The organism is Rhizobium sp. P28RR-XV (genome assembly GCF_012641385.1).
GTDB lineage: Bacteria > Pseudomonadota > Alphaproteobacteria > Rhizobiales > Rhizobiaceae > Rhizobium.
On the sequence record NZ_JABAIG010000004.1, the window covers coordinates 151233 to 164390 of the forward strand.

The window sequence follows — 13158 nt, forward strand, 5'->3', positions numbered from 1 at the left end:
TCCCCTTAGAGATCGAGAACGAGACGTTCCGGATCTTCCAGGCTTTCCTTGACGCGCACGAGGAAGGTAACCGCTTCCTTGCCGTCCACCATACGGTGGTCGTAGGAGAGCGCCAGATACATCATCGGGCGGATGACGACCTGACCGCCGATGGCGACTGGACGCTCTTGGATCTTGTGCATGCCGAGAATGCCGGACTGCGGCGCATTCAGGATCGGCGAAGACATCAGCGAACCGTAAACGCCACCATTGGTGATGGTGAACGTGCCGCCCTGCATGTCGGCCATCGACAGTGTGCCGTCACGAGCAGCCTTCGCCAGACGGCCAAGCTCCTTCTCGACTTCGGCGATCGACATCTGGTCGGCATCGCGGATAACCGGAACGACGAGGCCCTTGTCGGTGCCGACGGCCATGCCGATGTGGCAGTAGTTCTTGTAGATGATGTCGGTGCCATCGATCTCGGCGTTGACAGCCGGCAATTCCTTCAGCGCGTGGGTGACGGCCTTGGTGAAGAAGCCCATGAAACCGAGCTTCACACCATGCTTCTTCTCGAAGATGTCCTTGTACTTGTTGCGCAGGTCCATGACCGCCTTCATGTCCACCTCGTTGTAGGTGGTGAGCATGGCGGCAGTGTTCTGCGCATCCTTGAGGCGGCGAGCAATCGTCTGGCGCAGGCGCGTCATCTTCACGCGCTCTTCGCGGCTGACATCTTCGACTGCGGTCGGCGCGCGGGCGGCAACGGGTGCGGCCGGTGCGGCGGCGGGCGCCGAAGCAGCCTTGGCGACAGCGGCGATGGCATCGCCTTTCAGGACCTGGCCGCGCTTGCCGCTGCCTTCGACCTGATCGGCGGAGAGATTGTTTTCGGCAAGCAGCTTGGCCGCGGCCGGTGCCGGCGGCATGGAAGAAGCCGGAGCGGACACGACGGGCGCTGCAACCGGTGCAGCAGCGGCCGGTGCCGGAGCAGCCGGAGCCGCGGGTGCGGCAGCCTGTGCCGGAGCGGCGGCAACGCCGTTGCCGGCGGAGATCTGGCCGAGCAGTGCGCCGAGGCCCACGGTCTCGCCGGCCTGCGCGACGATTTCGGACAAGGTGCCAGCCGAGGGAGCCGGAACTTCGATCGTCACCTTGTCGGTTTCAAGTTCGAGAAGCGGCTCATCAGCCTTAATGGCATCGCCGACCTTCTTGAACCAGGTACCGACGGTCGCTTCGCTGACGGATTCGCCGAGGGTAGGAACGCGGATTTCAGTGGCCATTGTTCAAATCCTGATTTTCGTCATTATGAGTTAGATGGAATTCCGGCGACAGAAGGCCGGGGGACGGGTGATACGCCGCGGCCCAAGCGCCCGGACAACGACAGCGGTCGACCGGGCTTTTGCTTGATCGTGGCGATAGGCGGCATGTTGCTGCATGGCGGCCATCTTCTCCCCCGTCGCATCATGCGGAAGGCTGGGGCGCGACGGCGCGATTTTCAAACGAAAACGCGTCATCGCGCAACCCCTCAACCGCCGAGCGCGTCCTCGAGGAACGCCGCAAGCTGCGACAGATGCTTGGACATCAGGCCCGTCGCCGGAGAGGCGGCGGCCGGACGGCCGGTGTAGCGAACGCGCTGGTACTTGGCATCGATATGGGCAAGCACCCATTCCAGATACGGATCGATGAAGGACCATGCGCCCATGTTCTTCGGCTCTTCCTGGCACCAGACCATTTCCGCGTTGCGGAAGCGGCTAAGCTCGTTGATGAGCGCCTTGGCCGGGAACGGATAGAGCTGTTCGATGCGCAGCAGGTAGATATCGTCGATGCCGCGCTTCTCGCGCTCTTCCAGGAGATCGTAGTAGACCTTGCCCGAGCAGATGACGACGCGACGGATCTTGTTGTCCTTCTGCAGCTTAATCGGGCCATCCTTGATCACTTCCGCATCGTCCCACAGCAGGCGGTGGAAGGAGCTTTCGCCCGCCATCTCCGCAAGCGTCGACACGGCGCGCTTGTGGCGCAGCAGCGACTTCGGCGTCATCAGGATCAGCGGCTTGCGGAAGTCGCGCTTCAACTGACGCCGCAGGATGTGGAAGTAGTTCGCCGGCGTCGTGACGTTGGCGACCTGCATGTTGTCCTCGGCGCAGAGCTGCAGAAAGCGTTCCAGGCGGGCGGAAGAGTGTTCCGGACCCTGGCCTTCATAGCCATGCGGCAACAGGCAGACGAGGCCGGACATGCGCAGCCACTTGCGTTCGCCCGACGAGACGAACTGGTCGAAAATGACCTGCGCGCCGTTGGCGAAGTCGCCGAACTGGGCTTCCCAGAGCGTCAGCGCGTTCGGACGGGCGAGCGAATAACCATATTCGAAACCGAGAACCGCTTCTTCCGAAAGCATCGAGTTGATGACTTCGTAGCGGGCCTGGGTCGGCGAGAGGTTTGCGAGCGGAATGTAACGCTCTTCGGTTTCCTGATCGTAGAGGACCGAATGACGCTGCGAGAAGGTGCCGCGTTCGCAATCCTGGCCGGACAGGCGGATCTTGTGGCCTTCGACGACGAGCGAACCGAAGGCCAGGGCTTCCGCCATCGCCCAGTCGATGCCTTCGCCCGTCTGCACCATGTTGGCGCGGTTTTCCATGAAGCGCTGGATGGTGCGGTGTGCGTGGAAGCCGGCGGGGATTTCCGACAGCTTGCGGCCGATTTCCTTCAACGACTTCATCGGCACGGCGGTCTTGCCGCGGCGCTGTTCGTCGGCATTGTCTGCCGCATGCAGGCCGGACCACTCGCCATCCAGCCAGTCGGCCTTGTTCGGCTTGTAGGACTGGCCGGCCTCGAACTCCTGCTCGAGATGGGCGCGCCAATCGGCCTTCATCTTCTCGACTTCGCCTTCGGTCAGCACGCCTTCGTTGACGAGCCGCTGCGAATAGAGCTGCAGCACCGTCTTGTGGGCGCGGATGACCTTGTACATGTTCGGCTGCGTGAAGGACGGCTCGTCGCCTTCATTGTGGCCGTAACGGCGGTAGCAGAACAGATCGACCACAACGGGCTTGTGGAACTTCATGCGGAATTCGGTCGCGATCTTCGCGGCATAGACGACCGCTTCCGGATCATCGCCGTTGACGTGGAAGATCGGCGCTTCGATCATCTTGGCGACGTCGGACGGATAGGGCGACGAGCGCGAGAAGGCCGGATTGGTGGTGAAGCCGATCTGGTTGTTGATGATGACGTGCATCGTGCCGGCAACGCGATGGCCGCGCAGACCGGAGAGGCCGAGAATTTCGGCAACCACACCCTGGCCGGCGAAAGCCGCGTCACCATGGATCAAGAGCGGCACGACCTTGGCGCGTTCGGAGAGCGGGATGATATCGCCATCCCAATGGGTGGCGCCCATGTCCTGTTTGGCGCGGGCCTTGCCCATGACGACCGGATTGACGATTTCCAGATGCGAGGGGTTTGCCGTCAGCGAGACGTGTACCTTGGAACCATCGAAATCGCGGTCCGAGGACGCGCCGAGATGGTATTTCACGTCGCCCGAACCTTCGACTTCGTCGGGCGCATAGGAGCCGCCCTTGAACTCATGGAAGATGGCGCGATGTGGCTTGCCCATGACCTGGGAAAGCACGTTCAGACGGCCGCGATGGGCCATGCCGAAGACGGCTTCCTTCAGGCCGAGCTGGCTGCCGCTTTTAAGGATCTGCTCAAGCGCCGGGATCAGCGATTCGCCGCCGTCGAGGCCGAAGCGCTTGGTCCCCTTGAACTTGACGTCGAGAAACTGCTCGTAGCCTTCGGCTTCGATGACCTTCTGCAGAATGGCCTTCTTGCGCTCGGGATTGAAAGCGATGCCCTTGTCCGGCCCTTCGATACGCTCCTGAATCCAGGCCTTTTCCTCCGGATTGGAGATATGCATGAATTCGACGCCGAGGGTCGAGCAGTAGGTGCGCTCGAGGATCTCGATCATCTCGCGAATGGTCGCGAATTCTAGGCCGAGCACGTTGTCGATGAAGATCTTCCGGTCGAGGTCCGCATCGGTGAAGCCATAGGCTTCCGGCGACAGCTCCTTGTAGTCTTCAACAGCAGCGGCGATGCCGAGCGGGTCGAGCTTGGCGTGCAGGTGGCCGCGCATGCGATAGGCGCGGATCATCATGATGGCGCGGACGGAATCGCGCGTCGCCTGCAGGACGTCGGTCGCGCCCACCGGCGCGCCGGCGGCTTCGGCCTTCGCCTTCAGCTTGGTCTCGATGACCTTTTCGACAACGCCCCAGTCGCCGTCGAGCGCCGACACGAGATCGCCCTTTGCCGGAATCGGCCAGTTCTTGCGCTGCCAGGAGGCGCCCTTGGCTGCCCTCTTCACATCGTCGGGGCTATCCTCGAGCGCCTTGAAGAAAGACCGCCATTCGTCGGAAACCGATGAAGGATCGTCCTCATAGCGCGCGTAGAGCTGCTCGATATAGGCAGCGTTGGCGCCATCCAGGAACGAGGTGATCTGAAACTGCTCGTTGGCTTCTTGCCTTGCCATGGTGAATCTGCGGGCGCTCTCGCCCGTCTCCCAACTTGTTTACATTGCCGGTTTTCGGGTCCCCGGCGACCGTATTTCGTTCGCGGCCGCCAAGGCCGCAGGTATGCACTTGCGGATTTCGAAACCGGACGGGACAAGGCGGCTGCCGCCCGTCCGGGCTTGCTATAGGTAGGCTCAGCCCTTGAGGACTTCCACCAGGGTCTTGCCGAGACGCGCTGGCGATGGCGACACGCGGATGCCTGCCGCTTCCATCGCTGCAATCTTGTCTTCCGCGCCGCCCTTGCCGCCCGAAATCACGGCGCCTGCATGGCCCATGGTGCGGCCGGGAGGTGCCGTGCGGCCGGCGATGAAGCCGACCATCGGCTTCTTGCGGCCCTTCTTGGCTTCGTCCTTGAGGAACTGCGCGGCTTCTTCTTCAGCAGAACCGCCGATTTCGCCGATCATGATGATCGACTTGGTTTCGTCGTCCGCGAGGAACATTTCCAGGATGTCGATGAACTCGGTGCCCTTGACCGGGTCGCCACCGATGCCGACGGCCGTCGTCTGGCCGAGGCCTTCGTTGGTGGTCTGGAACACGGCCTCATAGGTCAGCGTGCCGGAGCGCGAGAGAACGCCGACAGAACCCTTCTTGAAGATGGAGCCCGGCATGATGCCGATCTTGCATTCGTTCGGGGTCAGAACGCCCGGGCAGTTCGGCCCGATCAGACGCGACTTCGACTTCAGGAGGCGATCCTTGACCTTCACCATGTCGGCGACCGGAATGCCTTCCGTGATGCAGACGATCAGCGGGATCTCAGCTTCGATCGCTTCGAGGATCGCGGCCGCGGCACCCGCCGGCGGCACGTAGATGACCGAAGCGTTGGCGCCGGTTGCGTCCTTGCCTTCGGCGACCGACTTGAAGATCGGCAGCTTTTCGCCGTCCTTGCCGGTCCAGGTTTCACCGCCCTTGGAGGGGTGGATACCGCCGACCATCTTCGTGCCGTGATAGGCAAGCGCCTGTTCAGTGTGGAAGGTACCGGTCTTGCCGGTCAGGCCCTGAACCAGAACCTTGGTGTCTTTGTTGATGAGAATAGACATGCGAGGCCTTTGTTACGAGAGGTTGGAAGACGCGGAGGCAACGCGACGATAGACACCGCTGACGACCTCCTGCCAAGTATCGCTGCCGGCGGGCGAGAACGTGACGCCCATGCGGTAGCAGTCTTCATTTTCGAACTGGAAGAGAATGCGTTGTTGACCACGCGGCGAGACTTTGGTCAGGACAAGCTTGTCGTCGATCCATTCGCCGGAGGCCGGCGCGGTGGGCGCAAAGCCCACCGTATCGAACTGATAGAGCTTGTAGGCCTGATCCGCAGCGTCGAAGCCGAGAATGTTCCGGGCTTCGAACGACGTGCTGCCGTCCCGCATCTGCACATAGCGCTGTTCGACGAAAAATCCGCCAAACAGACGCTCTGCCGTGAGCTGCACGGTTGCCGTTCCTTCCTTCGTCCAGGCCGAAGCCGCGACATGCTCTTCCCCCTCCCAGGCGCCGGCAAAGGCACCGAGGCGAAGATGAGCAGCCGTTGGAGCGAAGGAAGCAGCCATCCCGATCAGCCCTTGACTGCCTTCACGATCTTCTGGGCGGCATCGTCCAGGTCATCTGCGGAGATGACGTTGAGACCGGATTCGTTGATGATCTTCTTGCCGAGCTCGACATTGGTGCCTTCGAGGCGAACGACGAGCGGAACCTTCAGACCGACTTCCTTGACGGCTGCGAGCACGCCTTCGGCAATGACGTCGCACTTCATGATGCCGCCGAAGATGTTGACCAGAATGCCCTGGACAGCCGGATCGGCCGTGATGATCTTGAAGGCGGCCGTGACCTTTTCCTTGGTGGCGCCACCGCCGACATCGAGGAAGTTCGCCGGCTCGGCGCCGTAGAGCTTGATGATGTCCATGGTTGCCATGGCGAGACCGGCGCCGTTGACCATGCAGCCGATGTTGCCGTCGAGGGCGACATAGGCGAGGTCGTGTTCGTGCGCCTGGATTTCCTTCTCGTCTTCTTCCGACGTGTCGCGCAGCGCGCGGACGTCTTCATGACGGAAGAGAGCATTGCCGTCGAAGGAAACCTTGGCGTCGAGAACGCGCAGGCGGCCGTTGGTCATGACGATCAGCGGGTTGACTTCGAGGAGCGCCATGTCCTTCTCGACAAAGGCCTTGTAGAGGATCGGGAAGAGCTTGGCAGCGTCTTCGCGGGCAGCCCCTTCGAGCTTCAGCGCGTCGGAAAGTGCAGCCGTGTTGGCGGCGGTGACGCCCGTCGACGGATCGATGGCGACGGTGATGATCTTTTCCGGCGTGTCGTGCGCGACGGTCTCGATGTCCATGCCGCCTTCGGTCGAAACGACGAAGGCGACCTGACCGACGGAGCGGTCGACCAGGATCGAGAGGTAGAGTTCACGGTCGATGTCGGCGCCGTCTTCGATGTAGAGGCGATTGACCTGCTTGCCGGCCGGGCCGGTCTGCTTGGTTACCAGCGTGTGGCCGAGCATTTCCTTGGCGTTGGCGACGACGTCGTCAACGGACTTGGCGAGACGAACGCCGCCCTTGGCGTCCGGGCCGAGTTCCTTGAACTTGCCCTTGCCGCGGCCGCCAGCATGGATCTGGCTCTTGACGACGTAGAGCGGGCCGGGAAGCTGCTTGGCAGCGGCGGCGGCTTCGTCGGCGGAGAAGATGGCAACGCCGTCCGCGACGGGTGCGCCATAGGTCTTCAGCAGAGCCTTGGCCTGGTATTCATGAATGTTCATGGGTTTATCCCTGTTATAACGCGGAAATTACTTCAGCGACGGCGCGATGGTGATGCAGGCTTCGCAGAGGCCGGCAACAGCGGCAACCGACTTGTCGAAGGCTTCCTTTTCGGCCCTGTTCAGGTCGATCTCGATGACGCGCTCGATGCCGCCGGCACCGATGACGGTGGGAACGCCGACATACATGTCCTTGACGCCATACTGGCCGTCGAGGTGAGCGGCGCAAGGCAGAACGCGCTTCTTGTCCTTGAGGTAGGATTCGGCCATGGCGATGGCGGAAGCGGCCGGAGCGTAATAGGCCGAGCCGGTCTTGAGCAGACCGACGATCTCGGCGCCGCCGTCACGGGTGCGCTGGATGATTTCCTCGAGGCGCTCGGCGGTGAGCCAGCCCATGGTGACGAGGTCGGTCAGCGGGATGCCGGCAACCGTGGAGTAACGGGCGAGCGGCACCATCGAGTCGCCGTGGCCGCCGAGAACGAAAGCGGTGACGTCTTCGACCGAGACGTTGAATTCCTTGGCGAGGAACAGGCGGAAGCGCGAGCTATCGAGCACGCCGGCCATGCCGACGACCTTGTTGGCCGGCAGGCCGGAAAACTTCTGCAGCGCCCAGACCATGGCGTCGAGCGGGTTGGTGATGCAGATCACGAAAGCATTCGGGGCATACTTCTTGATGCCGGCGCCGACCTGTTCCATGACCTTGAGGTTGATGCCGAGAAGATCGTCGCGGCTCATACCCGGCTTGCGGGCAACGCCGGCGGTGACGATGCAGACGTCGGCGCCTTCGATCGCGGAATAGTCGCTGGCGCCCGTGAGGTTGGCGTCGAAGCCTTCGACCGGCGAAGACTGGGCGATGTCGAGACCCTTGCCCTGAGGGATGCCGTCCGCGATGTCGAACAGGACGATGTCGCCCAGTTCCTTCAGGCCGGCGAGATGCGCCAGCGTGCCACCAATCATGCCAGAACCAATAAGTGCGATCTTGTTGCGCGCCATTTCGGTGTATCCTTTGCGATCAAAATCCGTGGCGGGACACCGTGAAAGGCATCCACAATAGCCGTCAATCGCATAGACCCAAAGGTCGAAATTGGCAATTGATTATTTTGCGATCAGCAATTTCAATCGGTTAGATCGAAAATTTCTTACGTAAACGTAAGAAATTCTGTCACCGAATTGTTACTCGGCGGCACGCCTGGCCGGAGTCTGCGCCAGATATTCCGCACTGCGCATCTCGAAAAGCCGCGACGCCGTGCGGTCGAATTCGAAGCCTTCCGTCCCTCGCCGCTCCTCCAGAAGATCCTCCGGCATGGCAGCGGCGGACACATAAAGACGGATGTTGTGATCGTAGAGCGTGTCGATGAGGATGATGAATCGCTTGGTCTGGTTGCGCTTGTCCGGCCCGAGCCTCGGTACGCGATCGAGGAAGATCGTATCGAAACGTTCGGCGATGGCGAGGAAATCGGCAGGCCCGAGCGGCGCGTCGCAGAGATCGGCGAAGGAAAAGCGCGCCATGCGCTCGACCGCCAGCGGCACATGAATGGATCGTCCCTTCATCGGGATTTCCATCGGCAGCGCCTTGCGCCCGTGCAATGCCTGCATCCAGGAGGCGTCCATCGCCATCTCGGCACGCTGGTCGAGCGGGGTGAGATAGACGGGCTGGCTGTTCAGCTTTTCCATGCGATAATCGGTCGGCGAATCCAGCGTCACCACGCCGACATGCTTCTTCAACAGGTCGATGAACGGCAGGAACAGGCCGCGGTTGAGCCCGTCACGATAGAGATTGTCCGGCTCGACATTCGATGTGGCGATCAGCACGCAGCCGAGCGAGAACAGCTCGGAAAACAGCCGCGACAGGATCATCGCATCGGCAATGTCGGTCACGGTGAATTCGTCGAAACAAAGCAGCTCGGCTTCGGCATAGAGATCGGCGGCAACAGGCGGTATGGGATCGGTCTGCTTCGTCTCGCCGTTCTTGAATTTCAGCCGCTGCGCCGCGATGCGATTGTGTACATCGGCCATGAACTCAAAAAAGTGGGCTCGGCGCTTCTTCTGGCAGGGCGCCATGGCGAAGAACATGTCCATCAACATGGTCTTGCCGCGTCCGACGCTGCCGTGAATATAGAGACCCCTGATCGTCTTGGCGGATTTTTTGCGCGCGGCAAACATCCAGCCAAGCGCGCTGGATTTGGCGGCAGGCCGCTTCCGCTTGAGATCGGCAAGCACGCGGTCCAGCATTTTCGCCACATCCAACTGCGCCGAATCCACCTGGAGGGATCCGGACGCCGTCAGCGCCTTTAGCTGTTCGCAGACGCTGAGCGAGTAATCTGGCATGGGCTGCATGGGGAAATATCCACCTGTGCAAAGGGGCGCATCCAAAGGATGCCACCCCTTCAAATAAGCTTATCGGCTGAGGCTGAGCGGCTGGCCGGAGGCGGTCGAGCCGTCAAAACGCGAATCGGCGGTCTTGTAGACCGTACCGATCGTCGAGCCGTCACGATTTTTCAGGAGAACCTGCTTGCCCGAGACTTCCCAAGATCCCATCGCGGTCAATTCGCCCGCGCAACCGCGTGTACCGCCGCGCGAGCCGCTGCCGAGGTTCGTCAGCGTCAGGAACATGTCGCAGTTCGATCCGCCATTGCTGACCTTCCAACTGCCGACCATCGCTTCTTTCGTGACATCCATGGCGGAGGCCGCCATTGCCTGCTGTTGCTGCGCATTGGCCGCATTCGGCGCGCTCGCTGGCGCAGCCGGGAATTGCGAGCCGTTGCCGGCGCCTGCGGGCGGAAGCTGGCTGGATTGTACGGAAGGAACAGGCTGGGCCTGCAGTGGCGGGGCAGAATAACTGTCATTGTTGTATGCCGTGCGCTGGCAACCGGCAAGCGACAGGCCAATCGCCGCAGCCGTCACTGCATATCTAAACCGCATCATCACACTCCTAGTTGATAGTCCACCGCTGACATCTGCGAAGTCATGTTTAATGATGTCCGAATTATCGTATTTCACTTTGGTTAATCAAGTCGATACCGCTACAAATTGCCGTGGGCGATAGCTGGACAAGAATTGGGTGGTTTCAAGGCTATTCCGCCAGCCTCGCCCAAAATGGATGCAAGTGGCGAATTTCGCCATCGTAACCGATCCCATCCGAGACATATGATATTTGGTCTCGCCTGGAGAGCCACTCGGGCGCTTCGGCAAATCTGCCGAAGCATTTTCTCCTCGTTCGCGGTCAAATGGCCGGAAACGGCGGGCTTAAACCCGCCGCTCGACCATCATCTTCTTGATTTCGGCGATTGCCTTGGCCGGGTTCAGACCCTTCGGGCAGGTCTGGGCGCAGTTCATGATCGTGTGGCAACGATAGAGGCGGAAGGGATCCTCGAGATTGTCGAGACGCTCGCCCTTGGCCTCGTCTCTGGAGTCGATCAGCCAGCGATAGGCCTGCAGCAGGACGGCGGGACCGAGATAGCGGTCGCCATTCCACCAATAGCTCGGACAGGAGGTCGAGCAGCAGGCGCAGAGAATGCATTCATAGAGACCGTCGAGCTTCAGGCGATCCTCATGGCTCTGCTTCCATTCCTTGGCCGGCGGCGGCGACACCGTCTTCAGCCACGGCTCGATCGAGCGGTGCTGGGCGTAGAAGTTCGTCAGATCCGGCACGAGGTCCTTGACGACGGGCATATGCGGCAGCGGATAGATTTTCACCGTGCCCTTGATCTCGTCGAGACCCTTGGTGCAGGCGAGCGTGTTGGTGCCGTCGATGTTCATGGCGCAAGAGCCGCAAATGCCTTCGCGACAGGAGCGGCGCAACGTCAGCGTCGGATCGATCTTGTTCTTGATGTAGAGCAGGCCGTCGAGCACCATCGGGCCGCAATCGTCGACATCGATATAGTAGGTATCGATGCTCGGGTTCTGGCCGTCATCCGGGCTCCAGCGATAGACGCGGAATTCGCGCGTGTTCTTGGCGCCGACCGGCTTCGGCCAGACCTTGCCTTCGCGCATCTGAGAGTTCTTGGGCAGAGCGAGTTCAACCATGGTCAGTTCCTCTCAGATCAGTACACGCGTGCCTTCGGCTCGATCTTGTGCGGATCGATACCTTCGGCGATCAGGTCGGTGTGAACGGGACGATAGTCGAGCTTCACGTCACCCGCATCGTTGACCCAGGCAAGCGTGTGCTTGCGCCAGTTATCGTCGTCGCGGCCGGCGAACTTACCCTCGGTATAATCCTCGCGGGCATGCGAGCCGCGGCTTTCCTTGCGGGCCTCGGCGCCGTAGATCGTCGTGATGGCGTTGGCCATCAGATTGTGCAGTTCCAGCGTTTCGACGAGGTCGGAATTCCAGATCAGCGAGCGGTCGGTGACCTTGATGTCGGCCATTTCCTTCCAGATCTCCGAAAGGCGGCGGCAGCCGGATTCCAACGATTCCTGGGTGCGGAACACGGCGGCGTCTTCCTGCATGGCGCGCTGCATCTTCTCGCGCAGCGCTGCCGTCGGCGTCGAGCCGCTGGCGTGACGCAGGCGATCGAAGCGTTCCATGATCTTGTCGCAGGCGGCGACATTGACCGGCGGAACCGGTCCGACGCGGTCGATGACCTGGCCGGCGCGGATGGCGGCGGCGCGGCCGAAGACCACAAGGTCGATCAGTGAGTTCGAGCCGAGGCGGTTGGCGCCATGCACCGACGCGCAGCCTGCTTCGCCGACGGCCATCAGGCCCGGCAGCACGCGCTCGGGATTGTTGCTGTCGGCGTTGAGCACCTCGCCCCAGTAGTTGGTGGGAATGCCGCCCATATTGTAATGAACCGTCGGCAGAACCGGGATCGGATCGCGGGTCACGTCGACGCCGGCGAAGATGCGGGCGCTCTCGGAAATACCGGGAAGGCGCTCATGCAGCACCGCCGGATCGAGATGGTCGAGATGCAGGAAAATATGGTCCTTGTTCTTGCCGACGCCGCGGCCTTCGCGGATTTCCAGCGTCATGCAGCGCGAAACGACGTCGCGCGAGGCAAGGTCCTTCGCCGAAGGAGCATAACGCTCCATGAAGCGCTCGCCCTCGGAATTGACGAGATAGCCGCCTTCGCCGCGCGCGCCTTCGGTGATCAGGCAGCCCGAACCGTAGATGCCGGTCGGATGGAACTGAACGAATTCCATGTCCTGCAGCGGCAGGCCGGCGCGGGCAACCATGCCGCCGCCGTCGCCGGTGCAGGTATGGGCCGAGGTCGCCGAGAAATAGGCGCGGCCATAGCCGCCGGTCGCCAGCACCACCATCTTGGCGGCGAAGCGATGGATCGTGCCGTCGTCAAGGCACCAAGCAACGACGCCGGTGCAGCGGCTGCCGTCATCGGACATGATGAGATCGAGCGCGAAATACTCGATGAAGAATTCGGCATTGTTGCGCAGCGACTGGCCGTAAAGCGTGTGCAGAATGGCGTGGCCGGTACGGTCCGCGGCCGCGCAGGTGCGCTGCACCGGCGGCCCGTCGCCGAAATTCTGCATATGGCCGCCGAATGGCCGCTGATAGATCTTGCCCTCTTCGTTGCGCGAGAAGGGCACGCCGTAATGCTCGAGCTCGTAGACGGCCTTCGGCGCTTCCATGACCATGTACTGCATGGCATCGACGTCGCCGAGCCAGTCGGAGCCCTTGACGGTGTCGTAGAGGTGCCACTGCCAGCTGTCCGGCGTCATGTTCTGCAGCGAGGCGGCAATGCCGCCCTGGGCGGCGACGGTGTGCGAACGGGTGGGGAAGACCTTCGTGATGCAGGCGGTGCGGAAGCCCTGCTCGGCCATGCCGAGCGTGGCGCGCAGGCCGGCGCCGCCGGCGCCGACGACGATCACGTCATAGGAGTGATCGATATACTTATAGGCTTTCCCGTTCTGAGCGGGCCCATTCTGAGCAGAAGAGTTCGGTGCCATG

10 protein-coding genes are annotated in these 13158 nt (G+C 61.7%); all 10 read right to left on the bottom strand.

The genetic code is table 11. The annotated features are described in order from the left end of the window. Nucleotides 1-5: 5 nt before the first annotated feature. The 10 genes from odhB to sdhA all read right to left on the bottom strand — a co-directional run bounded on the left by odhB (nucleotide 6) and on the right by sdhA (nucleotide 13157). The gene (gene odhB, locus HGP12_RS10110; RefSeq protein ID WP_168878728.1) at nucleotides 6-1250 is read right to left on the bottom strand and encodes a 2-oxoglutarate dehydrogenase complex dihydrolipoyllysine-residue succinyltransferase; all 1245 of its coding nucleotides are present in this window, start codon (nucleotides 1248-1250) and stop codon (nucleotides 6-8) included. 245 nt (nucleotides 1251-1495) lie between these two features. Further along, nucleotides 1496-4480, bottom strand: coding sequence for a 2-oxoglutarate dehydrogenase E1 component (locus tag HGP12_RS10115; RefSeq protein WP_168839932.1), 2985 nt, complete (start codon nucleotides 4478-4480; stop codon nucleotides 1496-1498). Between the two features lie 174 nt (nucleotides 4481-4654). Continuing rightward, nucleotides 4655-5557: a succinate--CoA ligase subunit alpha gene (sucD, locus tag HGP12_RS10120; protein ID WP_120665619.1), complete on the bottom strand. Its 903-nt coding sequence runs from the start codon at nucleotides 5555-5557 to the stop codon at nucleotides 4655-4657. Between the two features lie 12 nt (nucleotides 5558-5569). After that, nucleotides 5570-6061 (bottom strand): DUF1579 family protein, encoded by a 492-nt coding sequence (locus HGP12_RS10125; protein WP_168878729.1) that lies wholly within the window; start codon nucleotides 6059-6061, stop codon nucleotides 5570-5572. Nucleotides 6062-6066: 5 nt separating this feature from the next. Further along, nucleotides 6067-7260: an ADP-forming succinate--CoA ligase subunit beta gene (gene sucC / locus HGP12_RS10130; RefSeq protein ID WP_168839930.1), complete on the bottom strand. Its 1194-nt coding sequence runs from the start codon at nucleotides 7258-7260 to the stop codon at nucleotides 6067-6069. Nucleotides 7261-7287: 27 nt separating this feature from the next. After that, nucleotides 7288-8250 carry a malate dehydrogenase gene (mdh, locus tag HGP12_RS10135; RefSeq protein WP_168839929.1) on the bottom strand — a complete coding sequence of 321 codons (963 nt, stop codon included), beginning with the start codon at nucleotides 8248-8250 and terminating at the stop codon, nucleotides 7288-7290. Nucleotides 8251-8430: 180 nt separating this feature from the next. Then, nucleotides 8431-9594 carry a cell division protein ZapE gene (zapE, locus tag HGP12_RS10140; RefSeq protein WP_168839928.1) on the bottom strand — a complete coding sequence of 388 codons (1164 nt, stop codon included), beginning with the start codon at nucleotides 9592-9594 and terminating at the stop codon, nucleotides 8431-8433. Between the two features lie 60 nt (nucleotides 9595-9654). Further along, nucleotides 9655-10179: a protease inhibitor Inh/omp19 family protein gene (locus HGP12_RS10145; protein WP_168840082.1), complete on the bottom strand. Its 525-nt coding sequence runs from the start codon at nucleotides 10177-10179 to the stop codon at nucleotides 9655-9657. A 324-nt stretch (nucleotides 10180-10503) separates the two neighbouring features. Beyond that, nucleotides 10504-11283 carry a succinate dehydrogenase iron-sulfur subunit gene (locus HGP12_RS10150; RefSeq protein WP_075853671.1) on the bottom strand — a complete coding sequence of 260 codons (780 nt, stop codon included), beginning with the start codon at nucleotides 11281-11283 and terminating at the stop codon, nucleotides 10504-10506. A 17-nt stretch (nucleotides 11284-11300) separates the two neighbouring features. Then, nucleotides 11301-13157, bottom strand: coding sequence for a succinate dehydrogenase flavoprotein subunit (gene sdhA / locus HGP12_RS10155; protein ID WP_168878730.1), 1857 nt, complete (start codon nucleotides 13155-13157; stop codon nucleotides 11301-11303). Nucleotide 13158: the final 1 nt, after the last annotated feature.